This is a genomic window from Paenibacillus sp. J31R120 (assembly GCF_056269225.1).
Map to the genome: position 1 here is coordinate 108283 of NZ_JBWDNN010000012.1, position 18681 is coordinate 126963.

At 38.2% G+C, this 18681-nt stretch carries 17 protein-coding genes, 1 rRNA gene and 3 riboswitches; all 18 genes read left to right on the forward strand.

Going from position 1 to position 18681, the window contains the following annotated elements; translation table 11 throughout:
- Positions 1-60: 60 nt before the first annotated feature.
- Entirely contained in the window at positions 61-1176 is a 1116-nt protein-coding gene (locus AC0YNW_RS27410) for a DegT/DnrJ/EryC1/StrS family aminotransferase (RefSeq protein WP_475834565.1), read from the forward strand.
- Position 1177: 1 nt separating this feature from the next.
- Positions 1178-1819, forward strand: coding sequence for a sugar transferase (locus AC0YNW_RS27415; RefSeq protein WP_475834566.1), 642 nt, complete (start codon positions 1178-1180; stop codon positions 1817-1819).
- Between the two features lie 112 nt (positions 1820-1931).
- Positions 1932-3062, forward strand: a complete 1131-nt coding sequence (locus AC0YNW_RS27420; protein ID WP_475834567.1) for a glycosyltransferase family 4 protein — start codon at positions 1932-1934, stop codon at positions 3060-3062.
- A 4-nt stretch (positions 3063-3066) separates the two neighbouring features.
- Positions 3067-4125: a glycosyltransferase gene (locus AC0YNW_RS27425; protein ID WP_475834568.1), complete on the forward strand. Its 1059-nt coding sequence runs from the start codon at positions 3067-3069 to the stop codon at positions 4123-4125.
- Between the two features lie 72 nt (positions 4126-4197).
- Positions 4198-5271, forward strand: coding sequence for a glycosyltransferase (locus tag AC0YNW_RS27430; protein WP_475834569.1), 1074 nt, complete (start codon positions 4198-4200; stop codon positions 5269-5271).
- A 99-nt stretch (positions 5272-5370) separates the two neighbouring features.
- Entirely contained in the window at positions 5371-6291 is a 921-nt protein-coding gene (locus AC0YNW_RS27435) for an ATP-grasp fold amidoligase family protein (protein ID WP_475834570.1), read from the forward strand.
- Positions 6292-6331: 40 nt separating this feature from the next.
- Complete coding sequence (locus tag AC0YNW_RS27440) at positions 6332-7816, forward strand: lipopolysaccharide biosynthesis protein (protein WP_475834571.1); 1485 nt, start codon at positions 6332-6334, stop codon at positions 7814-7816.
- A gap of 73 nt (positions 7817-7889) precedes the next feature.
- Positions 7890-9227: a UDP-glucose dehydrogenase family protein gene (locus tag AC0YNW_RS27445; RefSeq protein ID WP_475834572.1), complete on the forward strand. Its 1338-nt coding sequence runs from the start codon at positions 7890-7892 to the stop codon at positions 9225-9227.
- Between the two features lie 14 nt (positions 9228-9241).
- Positions 9242-10264, forward strand: a complete 1023-nt coding sequence (locus AC0YNW_RS27450; protein ID WP_475834573.1) for an SDR family NAD(P)-dependent oxidoreductase — start codon at positions 9242-9244, stop codon at positions 10262-10264.
- 26 nt (positions 10265-10290) lie between these two features.
- Positions 10291-11304, forward strand: a complete 1014-nt coding sequence (galE, locus tag AC0YNW_RS27455) for a UDP-glucose 4-epimerase GalE (RefSeq protein ID WP_475834574.1) — start codon at positions 10291-10293, stop codon at positions 11302-11304.
- A 147-nt stretch (positions 11305-11451) separates the two neighbouring features.
- On the forward strand, positions 11452-12177 hold the full coding sequence (locus AC0YNW_RS27460; RefSeq protein WP_475834575.1) for a hypothetical protein: 726 nt from the start codon (positions 11452-11454) through the stop codon (positions 12175-12177).
- A 31-nt stretch (positions 12178-12208) separates the two neighbouring features.
- Positions 12209-13144: a copper amine oxidase N-terminal domain-containing protein gene (locus AC0YNW_RS27465; RefSeq protein WP_475834576.1), complete on the forward strand. Its 936-nt coding sequence runs from the start codon at positions 12209-12211 to the stop codon at positions 13142-13144.
- A 236-nt stretch (positions 13145-13380) separates the two neighbouring features.
- A complete protein-coding gene (locus tag AC0YNW_RS27470) occupies positions 13381-14613 on the forward strand; it encodes a hypothetical protein (protein ID WP_475834577.1) in 1233 nt (410 codons plus the stop codon).
- Positions 14614-14992: 379 nt separating this feature from the next.
- Positions 14993-15079: riboswitch (cyclic di-GMP riboswitch) on the forward strand.
- A gap of 45 nt (positions 15080-15124) precedes the next feature.
- Positions 15125-15283 carry a hypothetical protein gene (locus AC0YNW_RS27475; protein ID WP_475834578.1) on the forward strand — a complete coding sequence of 53 codons (159 nt, stop codon included), beginning with the start codon at positions 15125-15127 and terminating at the stop codon, positions 15281-15283.
- Positions 15284-15492: 209 nt separating this feature from the next.
- Positions 15493-15571: riboswitch (cyclic di-GMP riboswitch) on the forward strand.
- A 77-nt stretch (positions 15572-15648) separates the two neighbouring features.
- A riboswitch (cyclic di-GMP riboswitch) is annotated at positions 15649-15726 on the forward strand.
- Positions 15727-15739: 13 nt separating this feature from the next.
- Entirely contained in the window at positions 15740-16546 is an 807-nt protein-coding gene (locus tag AC0YNW_RS27480; RefSeq protein WP_475834579.1) for a transglutaminase domain-containing protein, read from the forward strand.
- A 129-nt stretch (positions 16547-16675) separates the two neighbouring features.
- The gene (locus AC0YNW_RS27485; protein ID WP_475834580.1) at positions 16676-17326 is read left to right on the forward strand and encodes a TetR/AcrR family transcriptional regulator; all 651 of its coding nucleotides are present in this window, start codon (positions 16676-16678) and stop codon (positions 17324-17326) included.
- Entirely contained in the window at positions 17292-18338 is a 1047-nt protein-coding gene (locus AC0YNW_RS27490; protein ID WP_475834581.1) for an alpha/beta hydrolase, read from the forward strand. Before AC0YNW_RS27485 ends, AC0YNW_RS27490 begins: the two co-directional genes overlap by 35 nt.
- Before the next feature lie 243 nt (positions 18339-18581).
- Positions 18582-18681, forward strand: a 16S ribosomal RNA gene (locus tag AC0YNW_RS27495); the annotation flags it as partial.

An 18681-nucleotide genomic window follows, 5' to 3' on the forward strand; every position in this document is an offset into this window, starting at 1 on the left:
AGCTTTAATAAGCGTAAGTGGGATGAACCAACGATAGATGTTTAGAAGGAGATTGTAACTATGGCTTCTAAGATTTGGCTTTCCTCTCCTCATATGAGCGATGAAGGTTACGAAATGGCTTATGTAAAAGAAGCATTTGAGACGAACTGGATCGCACCACTTGGGCCAAATGTTAATGAGTTTGAAAAAGAGTTAGCGGCCAAAGTTGGATCGAAAGCAGCTTCTGCAACCGTTACTGGTACTTCAGCAATACAATTGGCACTTAAATGTGCTGGAGTTAAAGCAGGTGATATCGTCCTCTGTCAGTCTTTGACTTTTTCTGCCACAGCTAACCCTATTATATATGAGAACGCGATTCCAGTTTTTATAGATAGCAATTATGAAACATGGAATATGGACCCGCATGCATTGGAACAGGCTTTTGTAAAATATGGAGATCGGGTCAAGGCGGTACTGATTGTACATCTATATGGTATGTCTGCAGATATGGATAGAATAGCAGCGCTCTGCAAGCATAATAACGCAACATTAATTGAAGATGCCGCTGAATCACTTGGCACTTACTATAAAGGTAAGCACACGGGAACAATTGGCGAGTTTGGAGTGTTTTCATTTAATGGAAACAAAATTATTACGACATCTGGCGGTGGTATGCTTGTGTCTGATAATGAAGAGAAGATTGCTAAAACAAGGTTTTGGGCTACACAATCTAGAGATCAAGCAAGGCATTACCAGCATAGCGAATTAGGATTCAACTACCGAATGAGCAATGTTGCAGCTGGAATTGGAAGAGGACAGCTTAAAATATTAGATCTGAGAGTTGCAAAGAAAAGATACATTTTTGAGTACTATAAAAGAGAACTTGGCGAACTTGAGGATGTAGAGTTTATGCCAATTAATGAATGGAATGAACCTAACTATTGGTTGTCTTGTCTGACGCTGAATGGGAAAGTAAAGCCGATTGCTGTAATAGAAAAACTTGAAAAAGAAAATATTGAATCAAGACCTGTGTGGAAGCCAATGCACTTGCAGCCTTTCTTTGCAGAGTATGATTATATAGGCGGAGTAGTGAGCGAGAATCTTTTTAAAAATGGCATTTGCTTGCCAAGTGATACTAAAATGACTGATGAAGATCTAGAGAGAGTTTGCAAGATATTTAAGGAGTTGTGGAAATAATATGGACATCAAGAAAGGATTGTATGAGAAGTTTATAAAAAGACCTCAGGATTTAGTTCTTTCTTTGATTGCTCTCATTCTACTTAGTCCGATAATTGGGATTGTTGCTATATTAGTAAGGATTAAACTGGGCAGTCCAGTAATATTTATTCAAGAACGCCCGGGACTGAATGAGAAAATATTTCGAATGTATAAATTTAGAACTATGACAGATGAAAAGGATGCACAAGGAGAATTGTTGCCCGACTCTGTAAGACTTACTAAGTTTGGGAAGATGTTGAGAGCTACAAGTCTTGATGAACTACCAGAGCTTTGGAACATAGTTCGTGGAGATATGGCAATAGTAGGACCTAGACCTTTACTAGTTGAATATTTGTCACTTTACAACGAGCACTCAAAGAGAAGGCACGAAGTAAGATCGGGTCTTTCAGGACATGCACAGGTAAATGGTCGAAATGCGATTAGCTGGGAAGAAAGGCTTAACCTAGATGTCGAATACGTAGATAATGTGAGTTTTATTAGGGATTGGAAGATTATTTTTCTAACTATACAAAAAGTGTTTGTAAGAGAAGGTATTACTTCAAATACATCTGTCACAATGGAGCCTTTTAAGGGAACAACTTCAAAAAGCATGGAAATGTAAGTATTTAATTGTAATATATATTTCTTCTTACATTTGAGAGTTTCATTGATATCTTGTATGGTTAAATTTAGCATAAGACTTCAGAGAGTACTTAGTGAACGGAGAATTAAAAATGAGGATATTATTCATAACTACAATTTCAAATACAGTAAACGCATTTTTAATTCCCCACATTAAGATGCTGATCAATAAAGGATACAAAGTAGATGTAGCCTTTAATATTGAACAAAAAGTAAGTCCCGCAATCGCTCAGATGGGATGCAAAGTACATGTATTGCCCTTTCAAAGGTCCCCAATAAGTACAGATAATATTAGTGCTTTTAAGCAGCTGAAAAAAATTATAGATGAAGAACAGTACGACTTGGTACATACACATACACCCATTGCATCAGCAATTGTAAGATTGATATGTAAGAAACTGAATCATGTGAAGGTCATTTATACAGCCCATGGGTTCCACTTCTATAAAGGGGCTCCTTTAACTAACTGGATTCTGTACTATCCAGTAGAAAGATATTTGGCCAATTATACGGATGTATTAATTACAATAAACAATGAAGATTATGACCAAGCCAAGAAGTTTTCGGCTAGCAAAGTAGAATATGTACCCGGAATCGGTATTAATATAGATGAGTTTATCAATCAGTCTAATCAAAAAAGCTCTTTGAGAAGAGAAATAGGAATTACAGAGGAAGATTTTCTCATTCTATCAATAGGTGAGCTTAATCAAAATAAAAACCATATTACCGTGATTGAGGCATTATCTAAAATCGGAAATTCTAATCTTAAATATGTTATTTGTGGCGAAGGGCCATTAAAAGAGAAAATTCGTATCGCAGCAGCGGAACATGGCGTGAGTGATCAAGTAGTGCTGCTTGGCTATCGCAATGATGTGGCTCAAATAATTCGAGAAGCTGATTTATTTGCATTCCCATCCTATAGGGAGGGGCTATCCGTTGCCCTTATGGAAGCAATGTCATCATCCTTGCCTGTAGTTTGCTCGAAAATAAGGGGAAATCTGGACTTAATTATGGATGGCCAGGGAGGATATCTTGTAGATCCGGCTGATTCAAATGGTTTTTCTGACGCAATTAAGAAACTATCTGCTAATAAAGAGCTTTGTGCTAAGTTTGGACAATTTAATAGAGAAAAAGTGAAAGCCTTTGATGAAGAAAACGTAAAACAAAAAATGAGGCTAATTTACGATTCAGTAACAAGGAATAAAGAGACATCAGAAGCCTGAGCGAGTGAAAGGACAAAAAATGAGAATACTCCATTTATTGCAGAGCAATGTGCTGTCCGGTGCAGAAAATGTAGTTGCTGATATCAGTATGATGCTTAAGGATAACTATGATATTGCATACTGTTCACCTGAAGGTCGAATCCGAAAAGCTTTGGATGATCGGGAAGTGCGGTTCCTTCCTCTTGACAGGATCAATACATCAGAAATAAGAAAAGCTATTAGAGAGTATCGTCCTGATATTATTCATGCCCATGATGTTCGCGCGACTGCAATGGCATCTTGGGTGGCCAAGGGCATACCTGTAGTTTCACATATTCATGGAAACAGTTCTGAGATGAGAGTGTTGAGCCTGAAGTCCATATTGTATATGTTATCTACAATAAGAACCAAGCAAATCATTTCGGTTTCAGATAGTATCCTAAAGGATTATGTATTTAGGAACTTTATTAAGCATAAAACAATCTGTTTACGAAATATCATACATAGTCCACGCATAGAGAAACTGTATACTAAGGACGATAATGAATATAAATTTGATTTTATATATGTAGGAAGACTAACCTATCCTAAGAATCCCCAAAGAGTAGCGGAAGTAGCATCACTTGTATTGGAGGCTTGTCCCAACACAACGTTTGGGATTGTGGGTGAGGGTGAATTGAAAGATGAAATGTATAGGGTATTTGAAGAAAAAGGGCTATTGAGCAGAGTAGTATTTACAGGACGCCTATCTTATCCTTATAAAGCCTTGGCCCAGGCAAAATGTATGCTTATGTGCTCCAGATATGAAGGTACACCAATTGTAGCATTAGAAGCAATGGCACTTGGAGTTCCAATAGTCAGCACACCTGTTGATGGAATGATGGATCTTGTTATTAACAATAAAACCGGTTTTTTGAACGAAGATAATAACCGGTTGTCCGATTCAGTTATAAAATTAATTTCTGATGAAAAGCTTTGCAGCAGCATGTCGCAGGCTACTAAAAAACACTTTACTGTTTTGAATCGCGAAGAGGATTACAAACACGAATTGATCAAAATTTACAAAGCTGTATCAAGCAAGTAATGAAATTGCTACTCCAAGCCTGTTTTAATTAATTATAAATTTAATACTCTTCTTACTAGGGAGTCGTAGTCCATGAAAAAGAAAGTTGCATTTGTTATTCCAAACCTTGGCGGAGGTGGAGCTGAGAGAGTCATTGTAAACGTCATCCGCAATTTGGATATGAGTAAATTTGAAGTCAGGTTAATTATGATTAAAAAAGAGGGTATGTATCTAAATCTGGTCCCGTCCACAGTGACGATTGTTGATTTAAATACGGACAGGGTGCGCTATTCTTTGCCGAAATTGATAAAGGAATTAAATCAATATAAACCGGATGTTATTCTATCAACATTAGGACATCTCAACCTTGCTTTGTTGGTGATAAAAGGCTTTCTAAAAGGAAAGCCTAAACTTATTGTTAGAGAAGCTAATACGCCATCCAAGAGCTTATCCTCTAAAAATAAACTACTCACTTTTGCGTATCGCTTCTTGTATCCCAGGGCGGATCATATTATTGCCCAGTGTAATGATATGAAGGAAGATATTATAAAATCATTCAATATTGCACCCGAAAAAATTGTATGCATTTATAATCCGTTGGATCTTGTAAAAATCAGGGGAGATATAAAAAGTGATAACCCCTATACAGATAAACAAGATAAGATAAATCTTCTTTCCGTAGGGAGATTAGACCGTCAGAAGGGCTTTGATATTTTATTGAATGCCTTTAAATTGGTTATTCCACAAGTCCCCAATGCTCATCTTACTATACTAGGGGACGGTGCATTAAAAAGTGAATTGCTTAATCAGATCAAAACATTGGGCATTGAAGAACATGTTACATTAAAGGGGTTTCAGAAAAACCCATATCCGTATTATTATTTTTCTGATACATATATTCTTTCATCAAGATGGGAAGGATTTCCGAATACTCTCCTTGAGGCTTTGGCTTGTGACGCCAAAGTTGTATCAACAAATTGCAAAAGCGGTCCCAGAGAGATTATTGGTAATAACGAATACGGTATCTTAGTTAAAGAGGAAGACCCACAATCATTGGCTAAGGGCATTATTGAATCCATAAAAAATGATAATCGGTCCAATCAAAGGGCGGAGTTTTTTGATATTAAAAAAATCATACTAGAGTATCAGAAAATCTTGGAAAGTTAAAAGAATAGTCCAAGCAAATGAATTAGTTCGCTTATAAGTCAACAAGTGAACTTTTTTCAGTTTTTGATTCCACAAATTGAATAATGAGAGGTAATTCTTGTGATCAAAAAGATTTTAAAAGCAATCAAACATCCTCGGTTGGTCATTGTAAATGCATTGAATTTACGAATATTTCGAGTCATGCCCGATAGCTTATTCTTGAAGATTAAATACCGGTTAATCCTGAGGAGAAATTTGAACCTTGATAAACCGGCTACTTTCAATGAGAAAATGCAGTACTTGAAAATCCATGACCGGAACCCTCATTATACAGATCTAGTTGATAAGTATAACGTTAGGGCATACATAGCGGCTACAATCGGTCAGGAATTTCTAATTCCGCTTCTAGGTGTGTACAACTCTTTTGAAGAAATCGATTTTGAGAAATTGCCAAATCAATTTGTATTAAAACCTAATCATACCTCAGGGAATGTATATATATGCACTGATAAATCTAAAATTAATTATAGGCAGCTGAAAAAAGAAATAGAAGGTTGGATGAAACGAGAGTATTACTGGATTCATAGGGAATGGCCATACAAAAATATAAAACCTAAAATTGTATGTGAAAAATACATGGTGGATGATTCTGGAGTGGATCTAAAGGATTATAAGTTTTTGTGTTTTAACGGACAAGCGAAGTGTTCTTTTGTTTGTACGAGTCGGAATTCCGGAACAGGTATGAAAATGAATTTCTATGATGTGGATTGGAACTTAATGCCTTTCTATCGATTATATCCAAACAGTACAGAAGCAATAGAAAAACCAAATAATTATACTAAGATGATTGAATTAGCAGAAAAATTGTCCGCTGGAACTTCATTTGTGAGAGTCGACTTTTATGAGTCGAATGGACAAATTTATTTTGGAGAGTTAACTTTTTATCCAGGATCGGGATTCGAGCCGTTTACCCCAGAGTCATACGACTTTGAATTAGGCAGCTGGATAGACCTTGGCAATGAACCGAGTGATCAGAAGTAAATAATGATTTTTCGGCGGAGTTAAAGGAGAATACACTAGCGTGGAAGCAAAAAACATACAGGGAAAAATTGTAAATGCAACAAAATGGTCATCAATTACTGAATTACTAGCCAAAATAATTGTGCCTTTAACTAATATTATTCTGGCAAGGATTTTGGCTCCAGAGGCTTTTGGAGTTATCGCTACAATTACAATGATCATTAGTTTTGCAGAAATGCTAGCAGTAACCGGGTTTCAAAATTATCTGGTCCAACATCAGTTCAAAAGCCAGAGAAGCAAGTATAACAGCGCCAACGTTGCTTTTTGGTCAAACATGATTATTGCATTTGTTTTGTGGGGTATAATTGCTATTTTCAATGAACAAATTGCAGTAATGGTCGGGAATCCTGGGCTTGGTTTTGTTATTATAATTGCCTGTATTCAGCTTCCTCTAACATCAATTATAAGTGTACAGATGGCTCTTTTCAGACGGAGTTTTAACTTCAAGATACTATTTTTCGCAAGAATTACTACGGTACTAGTACCCCTTGTAATTACTATTCCATTGGCACTAATTGGATTTGGTTATTGGTCGCTTATTATTGGGATGATTTCGATGCAATTTATTAATGCTATTATTCTAACGGCCAAATCAATATGGAAGCCCAAATTTTGGTACGAATTAGCTACTCTTAAAAAAATGTTTAGATTCAGTGCGTGGTCGCTTGTGGAAGCTATATCGATTTGGCTTACCATATGGATTGATACGTTCATTATCGGATACTACTTAAATGAATACTATTTAGGTTTATATAAAACTTCAACCATTATGGTTAATTCTCTATTATCAATAGTAACTGCGGCAGCGGCGCCTGTTTTGTTTGCTGCTTTATCGCGCTTGCAGGACGACACAGGGGAATTCAACAAGCTATTTTTCAAGTTTCAAAGATTTGTTTCTATACTAGTTATACCAATGGGAGTTGGAGTCTATCTATACAGTGACTTGGCTACACAATTATTATTGGGGAGCCAGTGGTCTGAAGCAAGTAATGTAGTTGGAATATGGGCATTAACAAGTGCATTTATTATTGTGTTTGGACACTTCTCAAGCGAGGTTTATCGAGCCAAAGGAAGGCCGAATTTATCCTTTCTTGCTCAGCTATTGCATTTAATCATTCTTGTGCCAACTTGCATCATTGCCGCTAAGTATGGATTCTGGGCTTTGGTATTTGCAAGAGCATTTATTAGATTTCAATCGATTATCGTACATTTTATATTAATGAAGGTAGCGATAAAAATATCCATACTGAAAACCATTAAAAATGTTCTTCCTACCATTGCGGCTGCAGGTATAATGGCTGTTATCGGTATCTTGCTTAAAAAAGTGAGCAATGTTGTACTATGGGATTTCATTTCGATTATGATTTGTATATGTATTTACTTTGGAGTTCTATTACTTCATCCTACCACGAAGCTTGAATTAAGAAGTATAGCGGCCAAATTTTTACCTAATAAGATTGTTAAACTGATCGGGATAAAAAGTTAAGCGACAGACACATTAATTATAGTAATCACTAGGAATTACTATGAAAATTGGTTATCCATCAGGAGGCGTACTTATGTATAGAATTGCTGTGGCGGGGACAGGTTATGTCGGTTTGGTGGCTGGCGTTTGTTTTGCTGAAAAAGGTCATCAAGTTACTTGCGTGGATATTGACGAAGAAAAGGTTAAATTAATGAAATCCGGGATTTCTCCGATCTATGAAGACGGGTTGGAGGAGTTAATGAGAACAAACTATCAAGCAGGCAGAATTAATTATACGACGGATTATCGCTCGGCCTATAAAAATGCAGATGCCATCTTTATTGGTGTAGGTACGCCGGAACAACCTGATGGCTCCGCAAATTTGGCATATATTGCATCAGTAGCAAGGGAAATAGCTGAGACTATTGAAAATGATTGTTTGGTCGTGGTGAAGTCTACCGTGCCAGTAGGTACCAATGACAAGGTAGAGCAGTTTATACATGACTTTTTGGTTCATCCAGTTAAGGTAGAGGTGGCGTCAAATCCAGAGTTTTTGGCACAAGGCTCGGCTGTTCGCGATACATTAAAGGCGGATCGTATTATTATTGGAACGGAGAGCCATTGGGCATGTGAATTATTAAAAGAGATATACAAGCCATTTGAGTTGCCTATTGTATCTGTAAGCCGAAGATCGGCAGAGATGATCAAATATGCATCCAATGATTTTCTAGCTTTGAAAATTTCGTATATGAATGATATTGCCAATTTATGTGAACTTGTGGGAGCGGATATTCAGGATGTTGCTAAAGGAATGAGTTTTGATAAGCGCATTGGTGATAAGTTTCTTAATGCCGGGATCGGCTTCGGCGGTTCCTGTTTTCCTAAAGATACCAAAGCTTTGGAGTACTTGGCGAAACAACAGGGGTATGAACTTAGAACCGTTAAGGCAGCAATAGATGTGAATAAAGATCAAAAAACAATTCTTTATAAGAAAGCCAGTAATCGGCTAATTACCTTCAACGGACTTAAAGTTGCAGTATTGGGATTAACATTTAAACCGGGAACCGATGATTTAAGGGAAGCTGCATCTTTGGAGAACATTCCATTACTGCTGGAGCATGGAGCTCATATATATGCATACGATCCGGTCGGCGCATCTAATTTTTCGAAACTTTATCCTGAGGGCAAGGCTGGTTCTGGTTACATACAATACTCTAATAGTATTGAGGATACATTGGAATCTGCAAATGTATGTTTTATTTTTACAGAGTGGCCTGAAATTAAACAAATGAAACCGGAGATGTTTAAAAATTTGATGAGAACCCCGCTAGTTTATGATGGTAGGAACCTGTATCCTATCTTAGAAATGCAAATAGCAGGAGTAGAATATCATTCAATAGGTCGCCAATCAATAATGAGAGATGGTAGATGAGGGGGTTAGATATTATGAATTCCGATGCTATTGATTCTAGTAAAGTTTATTTAGTAACAGGTGCAGCTGGCTTTATCGGATACTATCTGGCATTACGGCTGCTTCAGGAAAACTGTGCTGTTATTGGGGTAGATAATATCAATGATTATTATGATGTCTCCTTAAAAAAATCACGGTTGCAGCAGCTAGAACAATTTAGTCAATTTGTTTTCATTCAAGCCGATATTTCTGACAAGCAATTGGTTCAAGATATTTTTGAAAAGCACAAGCCCGATATTGTTGTTAATTTGGCTGCTCAAGCCGGAGTCAGATATTCGATTGAGAATCCGGATGTGTATATTCAAAGCAATATCATTGGATTTTATAATATTTTGGAGGCTAGCAGACACTATCCTGTTCAGCATTTGTTGTATGCATCGTCCAGCTCAGTCTATGGGGCAAACACTAAGGTTCCATTTGAAGAAACAGATCGGGTAGATCAACCGGTTTCACTCTATGCCTCAACCAAGAGAACAAATGAGCTGATGGCTTACACGTATAGTCATCTATATCATATTCCGACGACCGGTTTACGTTTTTTTACTGTCTATGGTCCTTTAGGTCGCCCTGATATGGCTTATTTTGGATTTCTAGATCAATACTTTGCAGGAAATTCCATTAAAATATTCAATAATGGTGACTATAATAATGATCTATATAGGGATTTTACTTATATTGACGATATTATAGATGGAATTAGAGGTCTAATGATTCATCCTCCTGCTGAAAAGCTTTCCAACGTATATAATATAGGGAACAATACTCCAATTAAACTGATGTCATTTATTGAAACTTTAGAGCAATGCTTAAGCAACTCTATGGGACAAGAAGTTGTATTTAATAAGACATTTGAACCAATTAAACCTGGGGACGTGCCTGCGACATACGCATCGACTGATTCGCTGTATCAGGCTGCAGGGTTCAAATCAAAAACACCAATCAATGAAGGACTGCAGAAGTTTACGGATTGGTATGTAGATTATTACGGCCTGAAGTAAAAAGTCGGATTGGGGGTTTTCAAGGTATGAATATACTGGTGACGGGTGGAGCCGGTTATATCGGATCTCATACTTGCATTTCTTTATTAGACGAGGGTCATAAGATAGTCGTCGTTGATAACTTTTCAAATAGCAGTCCGGTCATTATGGATAAAGTTAAGGAAATAGCCGGTAAAGAGTTTGCTTTCTATAATATTGATGTGACGAGTGAATCGGAACTGGAGCAAGTTTTTAATGCACACAGCTTTGATGGAGTTATTCATTTTGCAGGATTTAAAGCAGTAGGGGAATCTGTAAAGAAACCATTGGAATATTATTTTAATAATATGGTGGGCACTCTTGTTTTATCAAAGCTATGTATCAAATATGGTGTTTCAAAGCTGGTATTCAGTTCTTCTGCGACTGTTTACGGTGATAATGAGAGTCCATTTGTAGAAAGTATGAATTTGTTACCGACCACAAATCCATATGGAGAAACGAAAGCTATGAGTGAAAGAATGCTCATAGACATAGTCAATGCTTACCCTCATTTTTCGGTTTCTATTCTCCGGTATTTTAACCCTGTCGGGGCGCATGAAAGCGGGTTAATCGGGGAACGTCCCAGTGGAGTACCAAATAATTTAATGCCCTATATAGCACAGGTCGCAAAGCGAAAACGAGATATGCTTCAAGTATACGGCAATGATTACCCCACAGTAGATGGAACGGGTGTTCGTGATTATATTCATGTTATGGATTTAGCAGATGGACATGTAGCAGCATTAAACCATCAGGTCAATGGTATTAATACATACAATTTGGGAACCGGTCATGGAACAAGCGTATTAGAGCTTATTCATGCGTTCGAGAAGGCAAATAACGTAACAATTCCATATAAAATTGTTGACCGAAGACCAGGAGACATCGCCTCGTGTTATGCGGACACCTCAAAAGCTAAGATAGAATTAGGCTGGGTAGCTAAACGGGATCTGTTTACCATGTGTCGTGATGCTTGGCGTTTTGAGTATAGTCATTCTAGTGATTATGCATCTATGAAATGAAAAAAAGTGTATCTTAAGCAGAAAAATGCGGGAAAATCGAAACAAAATAGATTCATTTGCGTCTAAGAAAATAATGGAATCAATTATTCTGCATAAGGAGACTCGTATAGTGACAGTATTGGTATAGTCATTAAACGGGAAAGAGTGATGAAAAAAAAGCGCAAAATTCTAATTGTATCTATTGGAGCTGTTATTCTGATTGGAATAGCATCATATGCAAGTATGAACTTATTTGAGAAGATGGATCAGGTAAAGGAACTAAACGGACAGATTGCCGAAGCGGAGGACAACCCTTCCAAAGAAGGAGATGCCGAGCCTTCAAAAGAGCCGGATAGTAATGGGGGCGGTAAAAGTAACGACCCCGAACAAGTCCCTGGAACAATAGATCAGCCTTCTAAAGAGCCTAACTCTGGTTCGGGAAATATACCTACAGAAACTCCGTCTACGTCCAAGCCTGCTCCTTCAACGGATGGCAGTAGCGGTTCAGGGAATACTCCAGTAGCAACCCCTTCTCCTGAGGATAAGATCAAGAAGAAGAAGGATATCGATGCCGCAACAACCGAATCTATGGAGAAGCTTCGTGCTTCCTGCAAGGCAACCAGTAATCAGCTAGTCAATCAAATTGTGGCTCAGTTGAAAGCGGAAGAAGATGCTTCCCTTGAATCGATTCAGGGGGATTTCCTGACTGACATTATTGCGGCCGAAGGAAAATGTGATGTTCAATTCAATCTCCTTTTCGGACAATCCAAGACGCAATATCAGAACGCAGATTTGGATGAACAAACAATGCCGGATTGGAGCGGTCAATATGAAAGCGCCAAGTCATCCGTGCGAGCAGAAGCCCTCAATGCCATTCGCAATGCGTTGAAATAATAACTCAATATGAATAGACAGGAGATTATCAGTGAAAAAAAACTATTTTATTCTGGCTACCCTCGTCATGATGATTCTAGCAACCATTTCCCCTATGGGAGTTTGGGCTGCTGAAAAGTCTGCTGAAAAACCGGTTCAAGTGAAGACTCAACCGATTAAATTAATCTTTGACGGGCAAGAGTTTAAGTTGCCGGAAGGTCAATACTCTTTTATTTATCAAGGCCGCACTTATGTGCCTATACGTTATATTTCATATGCCCTGCAAAAAACGGTAGGCTGGGATGCAAAACAATTTATGGTAACTGTCCAAGAGCCGACGAAAGAAGAACTGGCAGAACTTAAAAAACAGCTTCAGCTTGCCACTGTAGGAGTGACTAAACCATTTAAGGCTGAGAGTCTTCCTATGAAGCCGACAATTGCGAAGCTAGTATTTAACGGAAAAGAAAAGGCATTGCCAAAAGGACAGGAGATTTTTATTTATAAAGGCTCAATTTATGTACCGCTGCGTTTCTTGTCGGAGTCCGTTGGAGCTGTAATAAGCTGGGATGACAAAACAAGAACTGTAACATCGGAATCCAAGGCGTATCAAGAGGAAAAAAACGGCAATGAAGAAACTACTCACCCAGGTGAAGGCGGTGTTCCAGGCGAATCCGTTAAGATGACCTATGAACAGATCACAGAAAATGCTGAGCGCAGGCTTAATTCGTTGCTTAATAGCTGTGAGACGGCACTAGTTGATATGGCTTTTAGTTATTTATGGGCTGAGACACAGACGGAAAAAGATCAAATTAAAACCAAAGTATATGCAAAGGTTGATAGCTGCACGGCTCAGTTTAATTCAATCTTGACAGATGTTTCGGCATCGTTGACCGAAAATGGATACAGCACGGACATCATTGCAACGTATCGCGCAGAGTTTGAGGCCCAGTTCGAAGCAGGTAAGAAGTATATAGACAAATTAAAGTAATTTGTATAGGAATTAAAGTGAACCCTTGGCACTAGACCAAGGGTTTTCTTTTAGCGTGTAATGCATGACAATATAAACCAAGCAGATAAAAAGTAAATAGTTCTACCGCCAGAAGCTTCAAGAACAGATTTATTTAGTGTCGGACTAAAGTTGAGTCACATAACCCTTTTTAATTGTGGCTACAAATTGAATAGTATATAATTTTTTGTAGATAGACAAATTGTTAGGGGTGTAAGATGTTGAGAATTTTACCGTTTTTCCTTTTTATATTTGGGATGTATATTCCCACGTCAATAAATGGTACGCCAACAGATTTATTGCTTACAATGGGATACGCAGTTTTAATAGGTGCTCTCTTGTATTTACTAGTCAAGCAGAGGAATATCAACATGAATATGTTGATATGTGGTTTATGTATAAACGCAATACCGTTAGTAAGCACGTTAATCTCTCCTTTTTCTGAATACTCTTTTGGTAGTATATTATTTTATTTTGCGCTTTCGTTATTGATTTTAGTTAAAGTGGATTCATCGTATGAAAAATATTATATCTCCGAGAAGGCACTGAGAGTCATTCATTCTGTTAATATTGTCATCGGTTTGATCATGATTAATTTTGCATTTCTTGATCAATTTATTGTTAGCTATTACTCCTATTTCAATAACGAGTTAGTTAATTTAATGCTTTCTTTCAACAAGCCAGTGTTAACCTTTGCAACGCACTATATTGCATCCGTATTTTTTTATTTGTTCTTCTTTATAAGCCTGTACTCTTTTAGAAGCAGCCAAAAAAGCATTGATATAATGCTTTCTGTGGGTTATTTAATATTGTTATTTTTCTTAAATTCAAATTCCTCGTATTTCTTTTTAATTATAGGAATACTTCAATTGTTATTTTACTTTTTACGAAATAAGCCAATTGTATTTTATTCTTCAATGACTATTCTAATTGTTGGTATTCTAATTAAGATAGATGAAGTGTCAGTTTTTATGAGCTCCACGTTTGAACAAGTTTATAAGCTTGCTCTTAACCCAGCTAATGGAGTATTAGGCAGATACTCATCGAGTGGGATATTATCGGGAAACTTTGAATACATGAAGAATCATCCGTTTAATCCTATAGGATATGGTTACTCAGAAGATTTATTTTTTGGAGATTCCGGTATCATTTTAAATCTTTTGCGGGGGTCAATCCCACTCATCATTGTCGTGTATGGTGGTCTTTATTTCTTTCTTAGAAGAAATATGAAGTCTCGCTTTACATTACATATTGTATTTTTTACAATTCTTCTAGCCGAGGTCTCTTTCCCTATGTTGCAATATTTTAGAATGATCTGCATCCTGCCATTCTTGATTATTCAACTTAATCATATTTCTGATCGATTAGAGACAGCGGTTACGAGTGAGAATGAAGTAAAAGTTAATACTTCAACTCCTGTGAGCCGACCAGTGAATCTATTTAAGGCATAATTTAAAGTAGAATCATCAAGAAATAAATCTATAAGAAAATATTTAAAATGCAACTCATAGTCTGCTGCGAAAATGGTTTGTAATAATATTTGAGATGCTGTTCAAGTTCCTTGGATAGCGTCTTTTTTCTTTGCCTGCTGTTGACGAGAATATAGTAGGCCATTGCTCGTCATTGTATAGATTGGAACGGTTATTATCGCGCGGGTTTACGCTCGCTTTCATAGTTCAAACTAGAAACACGGGACTTTTTTTCCCTTTGGAGAAAGGCTGTGAATTAAGTAGTCGAATGGTCATGATTAAGTCGAGATCATAGGACTATGTATTCATATACATCGCTTGTTTCAATTTGGTAAAATAAGTTCACATCATAGAAAATCACATCCGATAAAGACTAAACCATTGAAAGAAGATGCGATGCAAAGCTACAGGGGCTAAGCTTAACGAGGTATGTCAGCCAGTTACCGAATTTCGTGCCTCCTGTACGGAGGTGCGACAACCAGGAGGTTTTACGATGAGAAATCGCTTCCGTTTTGCAAAACAGTGGCATCTTCTCTGCATCGTCTACTACCGTTTATTGTTGGATGGCTGTTTGGACGAGACCAAACGTTTTAACCTTTCGATTAAGATGAACCGACATAAAAATAAACTTGCACAGGCTCAGGCAGGATAAAACTTCCTAATATTAATATAGTAACTTCAAGGAAGACCCCTTCCGGATGACGGAAGGGGTCTTTTGAATGCTTGGAAAGTTTACTCTTTCGACCTCAATGTTCATTCTATCGACAGAATGATGATTAACGCTGTAACTGATTCATAAATTTAGAAGGTTATCCCTTGATTTACTAGAAAAATGTGGTAGTATAGAACCATATAGGCAATTCACGATAACGGCAAACCTATCGAAAGATAGGGACGCAAAGCTATAGGGCCTTCCGGATGATGGCAGCCAGCTACCGAATGGACATGCTTTTTTTATTTACATAGGACTATATCGAACAAGAATAGGTCTATATCGAACGAACCGTCGAATAGTAGACGCGATAATGGCAAACCTGCCGAAAGTCAGGGACGCAAAGCTATAGGGCCTTCGGATGATGGCAGCCAGCTACCGAAAGGAGTGTTATTCGTGCGTAAATTCACTCTACTACTTATTGCGGTATTATTCATGTTCTCAACCGTATCTTTTACAACTTCATATGCTAATGCCGGCAATAGCTGGTTGGATAAGTCAAATGCGTCGAGTGGAGTTATATCAGTCTCCTATGATGTGAAGAAAAACGTAAAGACAAAGGTAATGATCACGAAGGGCCAAGAGAGCTATACGTACAACTTAGCAGTTGGCCAAAAAACGGAATCTTTTCCACTGCAGCTCGGGAATGGCGAGTATACGGTCTCATTGCTAGAGAATGTCTCAGGGAAGTCTTATAAGGTAATGAAGCAAGACAAGCTTCATTTAAAGCTGAAGGATGATAATATCGTTTACTTGAACTCCGTTCAGAATATACGTTGGACAAGCACAGACAAGCCGATAGAGAAAGCAATGGAGCTTGCAAAAGGTAAGAAGTCAGATGAGGAGAAGGTCAAGGCCGTATATGATTTCATTACAACCACTATTGTATACGATCAAGCGCTTGCCAAAAATGTACCGTCCGATTATCTGCCTAGCATTGAACGCACCTTTGATTCTAAGAAAGACATTTGTTACGGATATTCCTCTCTATTCGCAGCTATGCTTCGCAGTATGGACATCCCGACTAAGTTGGTCATGGGGCAGACAAAGTATCTGGATGTGTACCACGCTTGGAATGAAGTATACTTGAACGGCAAATGGGTGACGATCGACACGACACTTGATGCAGGAACAGTACAAAGCAAGAAGAAGGCAGCCATGATCAAAGACAGCACGATGTATACAAAAGCGAAACAATATTAAAAGTGCAATGGAATCCAGCCATCTTATTATAGAAGCTCGCCGAATGGCGGGCTTTTTATTTTGTCTAAAACTTCAGAGACTATTGCTTATCTATCTAACGTTCGTTAGAATTGAAAAGAGGTGATGTAATTGGGTACCAAGGAGAAAATTATGGAGGTCTCGATTGACTTGTTCTCTCATCAGGGATTCAACGCAGTTTCGATTAGAGACATTACTGGACTGGTTGGAATCAAGGAGAGCACGCTCTATTACCATTTTAAAAACAAGGAGCACATTTTAAGTTCGATTTTTGCTGAATATCGTGAAGCCTATAGAAATATGTTTCCACCTGAGTTGGAGCTGGAGCGCATTGTGGCATCTATGACGCCACTGGATTTTTTGCGACAGGGTCTGACTCAGTACAAGTTTAGGATTCTAAACCATCCGCGAATGTCGCAGATCTCCAGAATCATTCATATGGAGCAATTTGCTCATGAACAAGCGAGAGAGATATTGCTTCAAGATGTTATTGAAGGAAGTCTGCAATTTGTGGATAGCGCATTTCAAATCATGATAGACAAAGGTTTGATCCGCCCATTCCCACCAAGACAACTAGCTTATGAATATCAGTATCCGGTGTTTGCCATGTACGCGGAATACCAGTTGCTTCAGTATGACGACAAAGACACGGCAGAACTGGAGAGGCGGATGGATGAACATGCGGAGTTCTTTATAGAAAGAATTTTGCTCACGGGGGATGAGAAGGATGCGAATAAGCAGCAGGCGCACAAGAGATTATAAGATACCAAGTGAAGGAATAGAGGCTATTAAGACGTTGAAGATCGGCGGCATCGATCAGACGCTACTTATACAAGGTCATTCGAAAAACAATCCTATTCTTTTATTTTTGCATGGGGGACCGAGTATGCCCATTCCCGGGGTGTCGTGTAGGGGAGTAGATTATGCACTAGTTACGTGTACAAAAGAGTTGGTGAAGCATGGTACAGTTGTATATTGGGATCAAAGAGGAACCGGCAAATCCTATTCAAATAAAATTCCTTCCGAGAGTCTGCATGTGGAACAGTATGTTGAAGATGCTCTTGAGGTCACGAAGTATTTAAAAGACGCTTTTGGCAAAGAGCGCATCCATCTCGCCGCCCACTCATGGGGAACCATACTTGGCCTCAAGCTGATAAGTGGTTATTCGGAGCACTATGCATCCTATACAGCTTTTTCGCAGATTGTGAATTGGACACAGAATGACAGGTTGTGCTACCAGTGGTTGTTGGAAGAAGCCGAACTTAAAAACGATAAGAAGATGCGTAGGGCGCTATTGACCGTAGGAGAACCTCCTTATTACAATGGCCTTAAACAGTGGGGCGAGCTGCGTAAATGGTTAATGCGCAATAAATCGATGTTTCATTATACGGAAGACGGGCAATCACCACAGATGTCCAGACTTTTGAAAACGATGATCTGCTCACCGGACTATTCAATAGGAGATGTCTATCACTCTTTGGTATCGGGTTTTAAGCTGGCTTACAATGAGAGATTGCTGAAAGAGATTCAATCGATAGACTTTCGTAAGGAATCCGGCAGCTTATCGGTTCCCGTGCAATTTATTCATGGAAGGCAAGAACGCCATGTGATGTCTTCTCTTGTAGAAGAGTATTACGAAATGTTGGATGCTCCACTAGGTAAACGGCTATTATGGTCAGAGCAATCCTCGCATGCCTTTCATTATATAGATGCGAAAAAGAATGAAGAGTCGTTGCTAGAATGGATGTATCTATATGAAGATAATATTCTATGAAAACTTTTTTAAAAAAGTACTTGCAATCATATAGGCATCCATGATATATTATCTAAGTCGCCGCTGAAACAAACGGCTGACACGCACGAAACGAAAGACAAATGATTGTTCTTTGAAAACTGAACAACGAGCGAAACTGCCCGATACAATCGCAAGATTGAATCGATAACGAGGTTTCCATAATCAGCTTGCTGGTTATGAGGAATTTCGAAGCAACAACGTAATGAGCATTTCAAACTAACTTTTATGGAGAGTTTGATCCTGGCTCAGGACGAACGCTGGCGGCGTGCCTAATACATGCAAGTCGAGCGGACTTGATGGAGTGCTTGCACTCCTGATGGTT

What these genes read in the sequence shown, in the direction of transcription:
- AC0YNW_RS27410 (WP_475834565.1), top strand. Translation starts at nt 61, where the DNA reads ATGGCTTCTAAGATTTGGCTTTCCTCTCCTCATATGAGCGATGAAGGT.
- galE (WP_475834574.1), top strand. Translation starts at nt 10,291, where the DNA reads ATGAATATACTGGTGACGGGTGGAGCCGGTTATATCGGATCTCATACT.
- AC0YNW_RS27420 (WP_475834567.1), top strand. Translation starts at nt 1,932, where the DNA reads ATGAGGATATTATTCATAACTACAATTTCAAATACAGTAAACGCATTT.
- AC0YNW_RS27450 (WP_475834573.1), top strand. Translation starts at nt 9,242, where the DNA reads ATGAATTCCGATGCTATTGATTCTAGTAAAGTTTATTTAGTAACAGGT.
- AC0YNW_RS27445 (WP_475834572.1), top strand. Translation starts at nt 7,890, where the DNA reads ATGTATAGAATTGCTGTGGCGGGGACAGGTTATGTCGGTTTGGTGGCT.
- AC0YNW_RS27470 (WP_475834577.1), top strand. Translation starts at nt 13,381, where the DNA reads ATGTTGAGAATTTTACCGTTTTTCCTTTTTATATTTGGGATGTATATT.
- AC0YNW_RS27430 (WP_475834569.1), top strand. Translation starts at nt 4,198, where the DNA reads ATGAAAAAGAAAGTTGCATTTGTTATTCCAAACCTTGGCGGAGGTGGA.
- AC0YNW_RS27490 (WP_475834581.1), top strand. Translation starts at nt 17,292, where the DNA reads ATGCGAATAAGCAGCAGGCGCACAAGAGATTATAAGATACCAAGTGAA.
- AC0YNW_RS27460 (WP_475834575.1), top strand. Translation starts at nt 11,452, where the DNA reads ATGAAAAAAAAGCGCAAAATTCTAATTGTATCTATTGGAGCTGTTATT.
- AC0YNW_RS27415 (WP_475834566.1), top strand. Translation starts at nt 1,178, where the DNA reads ATGGACATCAAGAAAGGATTGTATGAGAAGTTTATAAAAAGACCTCAG.
- AC0YNW_RS27475 (WP_475834578.1), top strand. Translation starts at nt 15,125, where the DNA reads ATGAGAAATCGCTTCCGTTTTGCAAAACAGTGGCATCTTCTCTGCATC.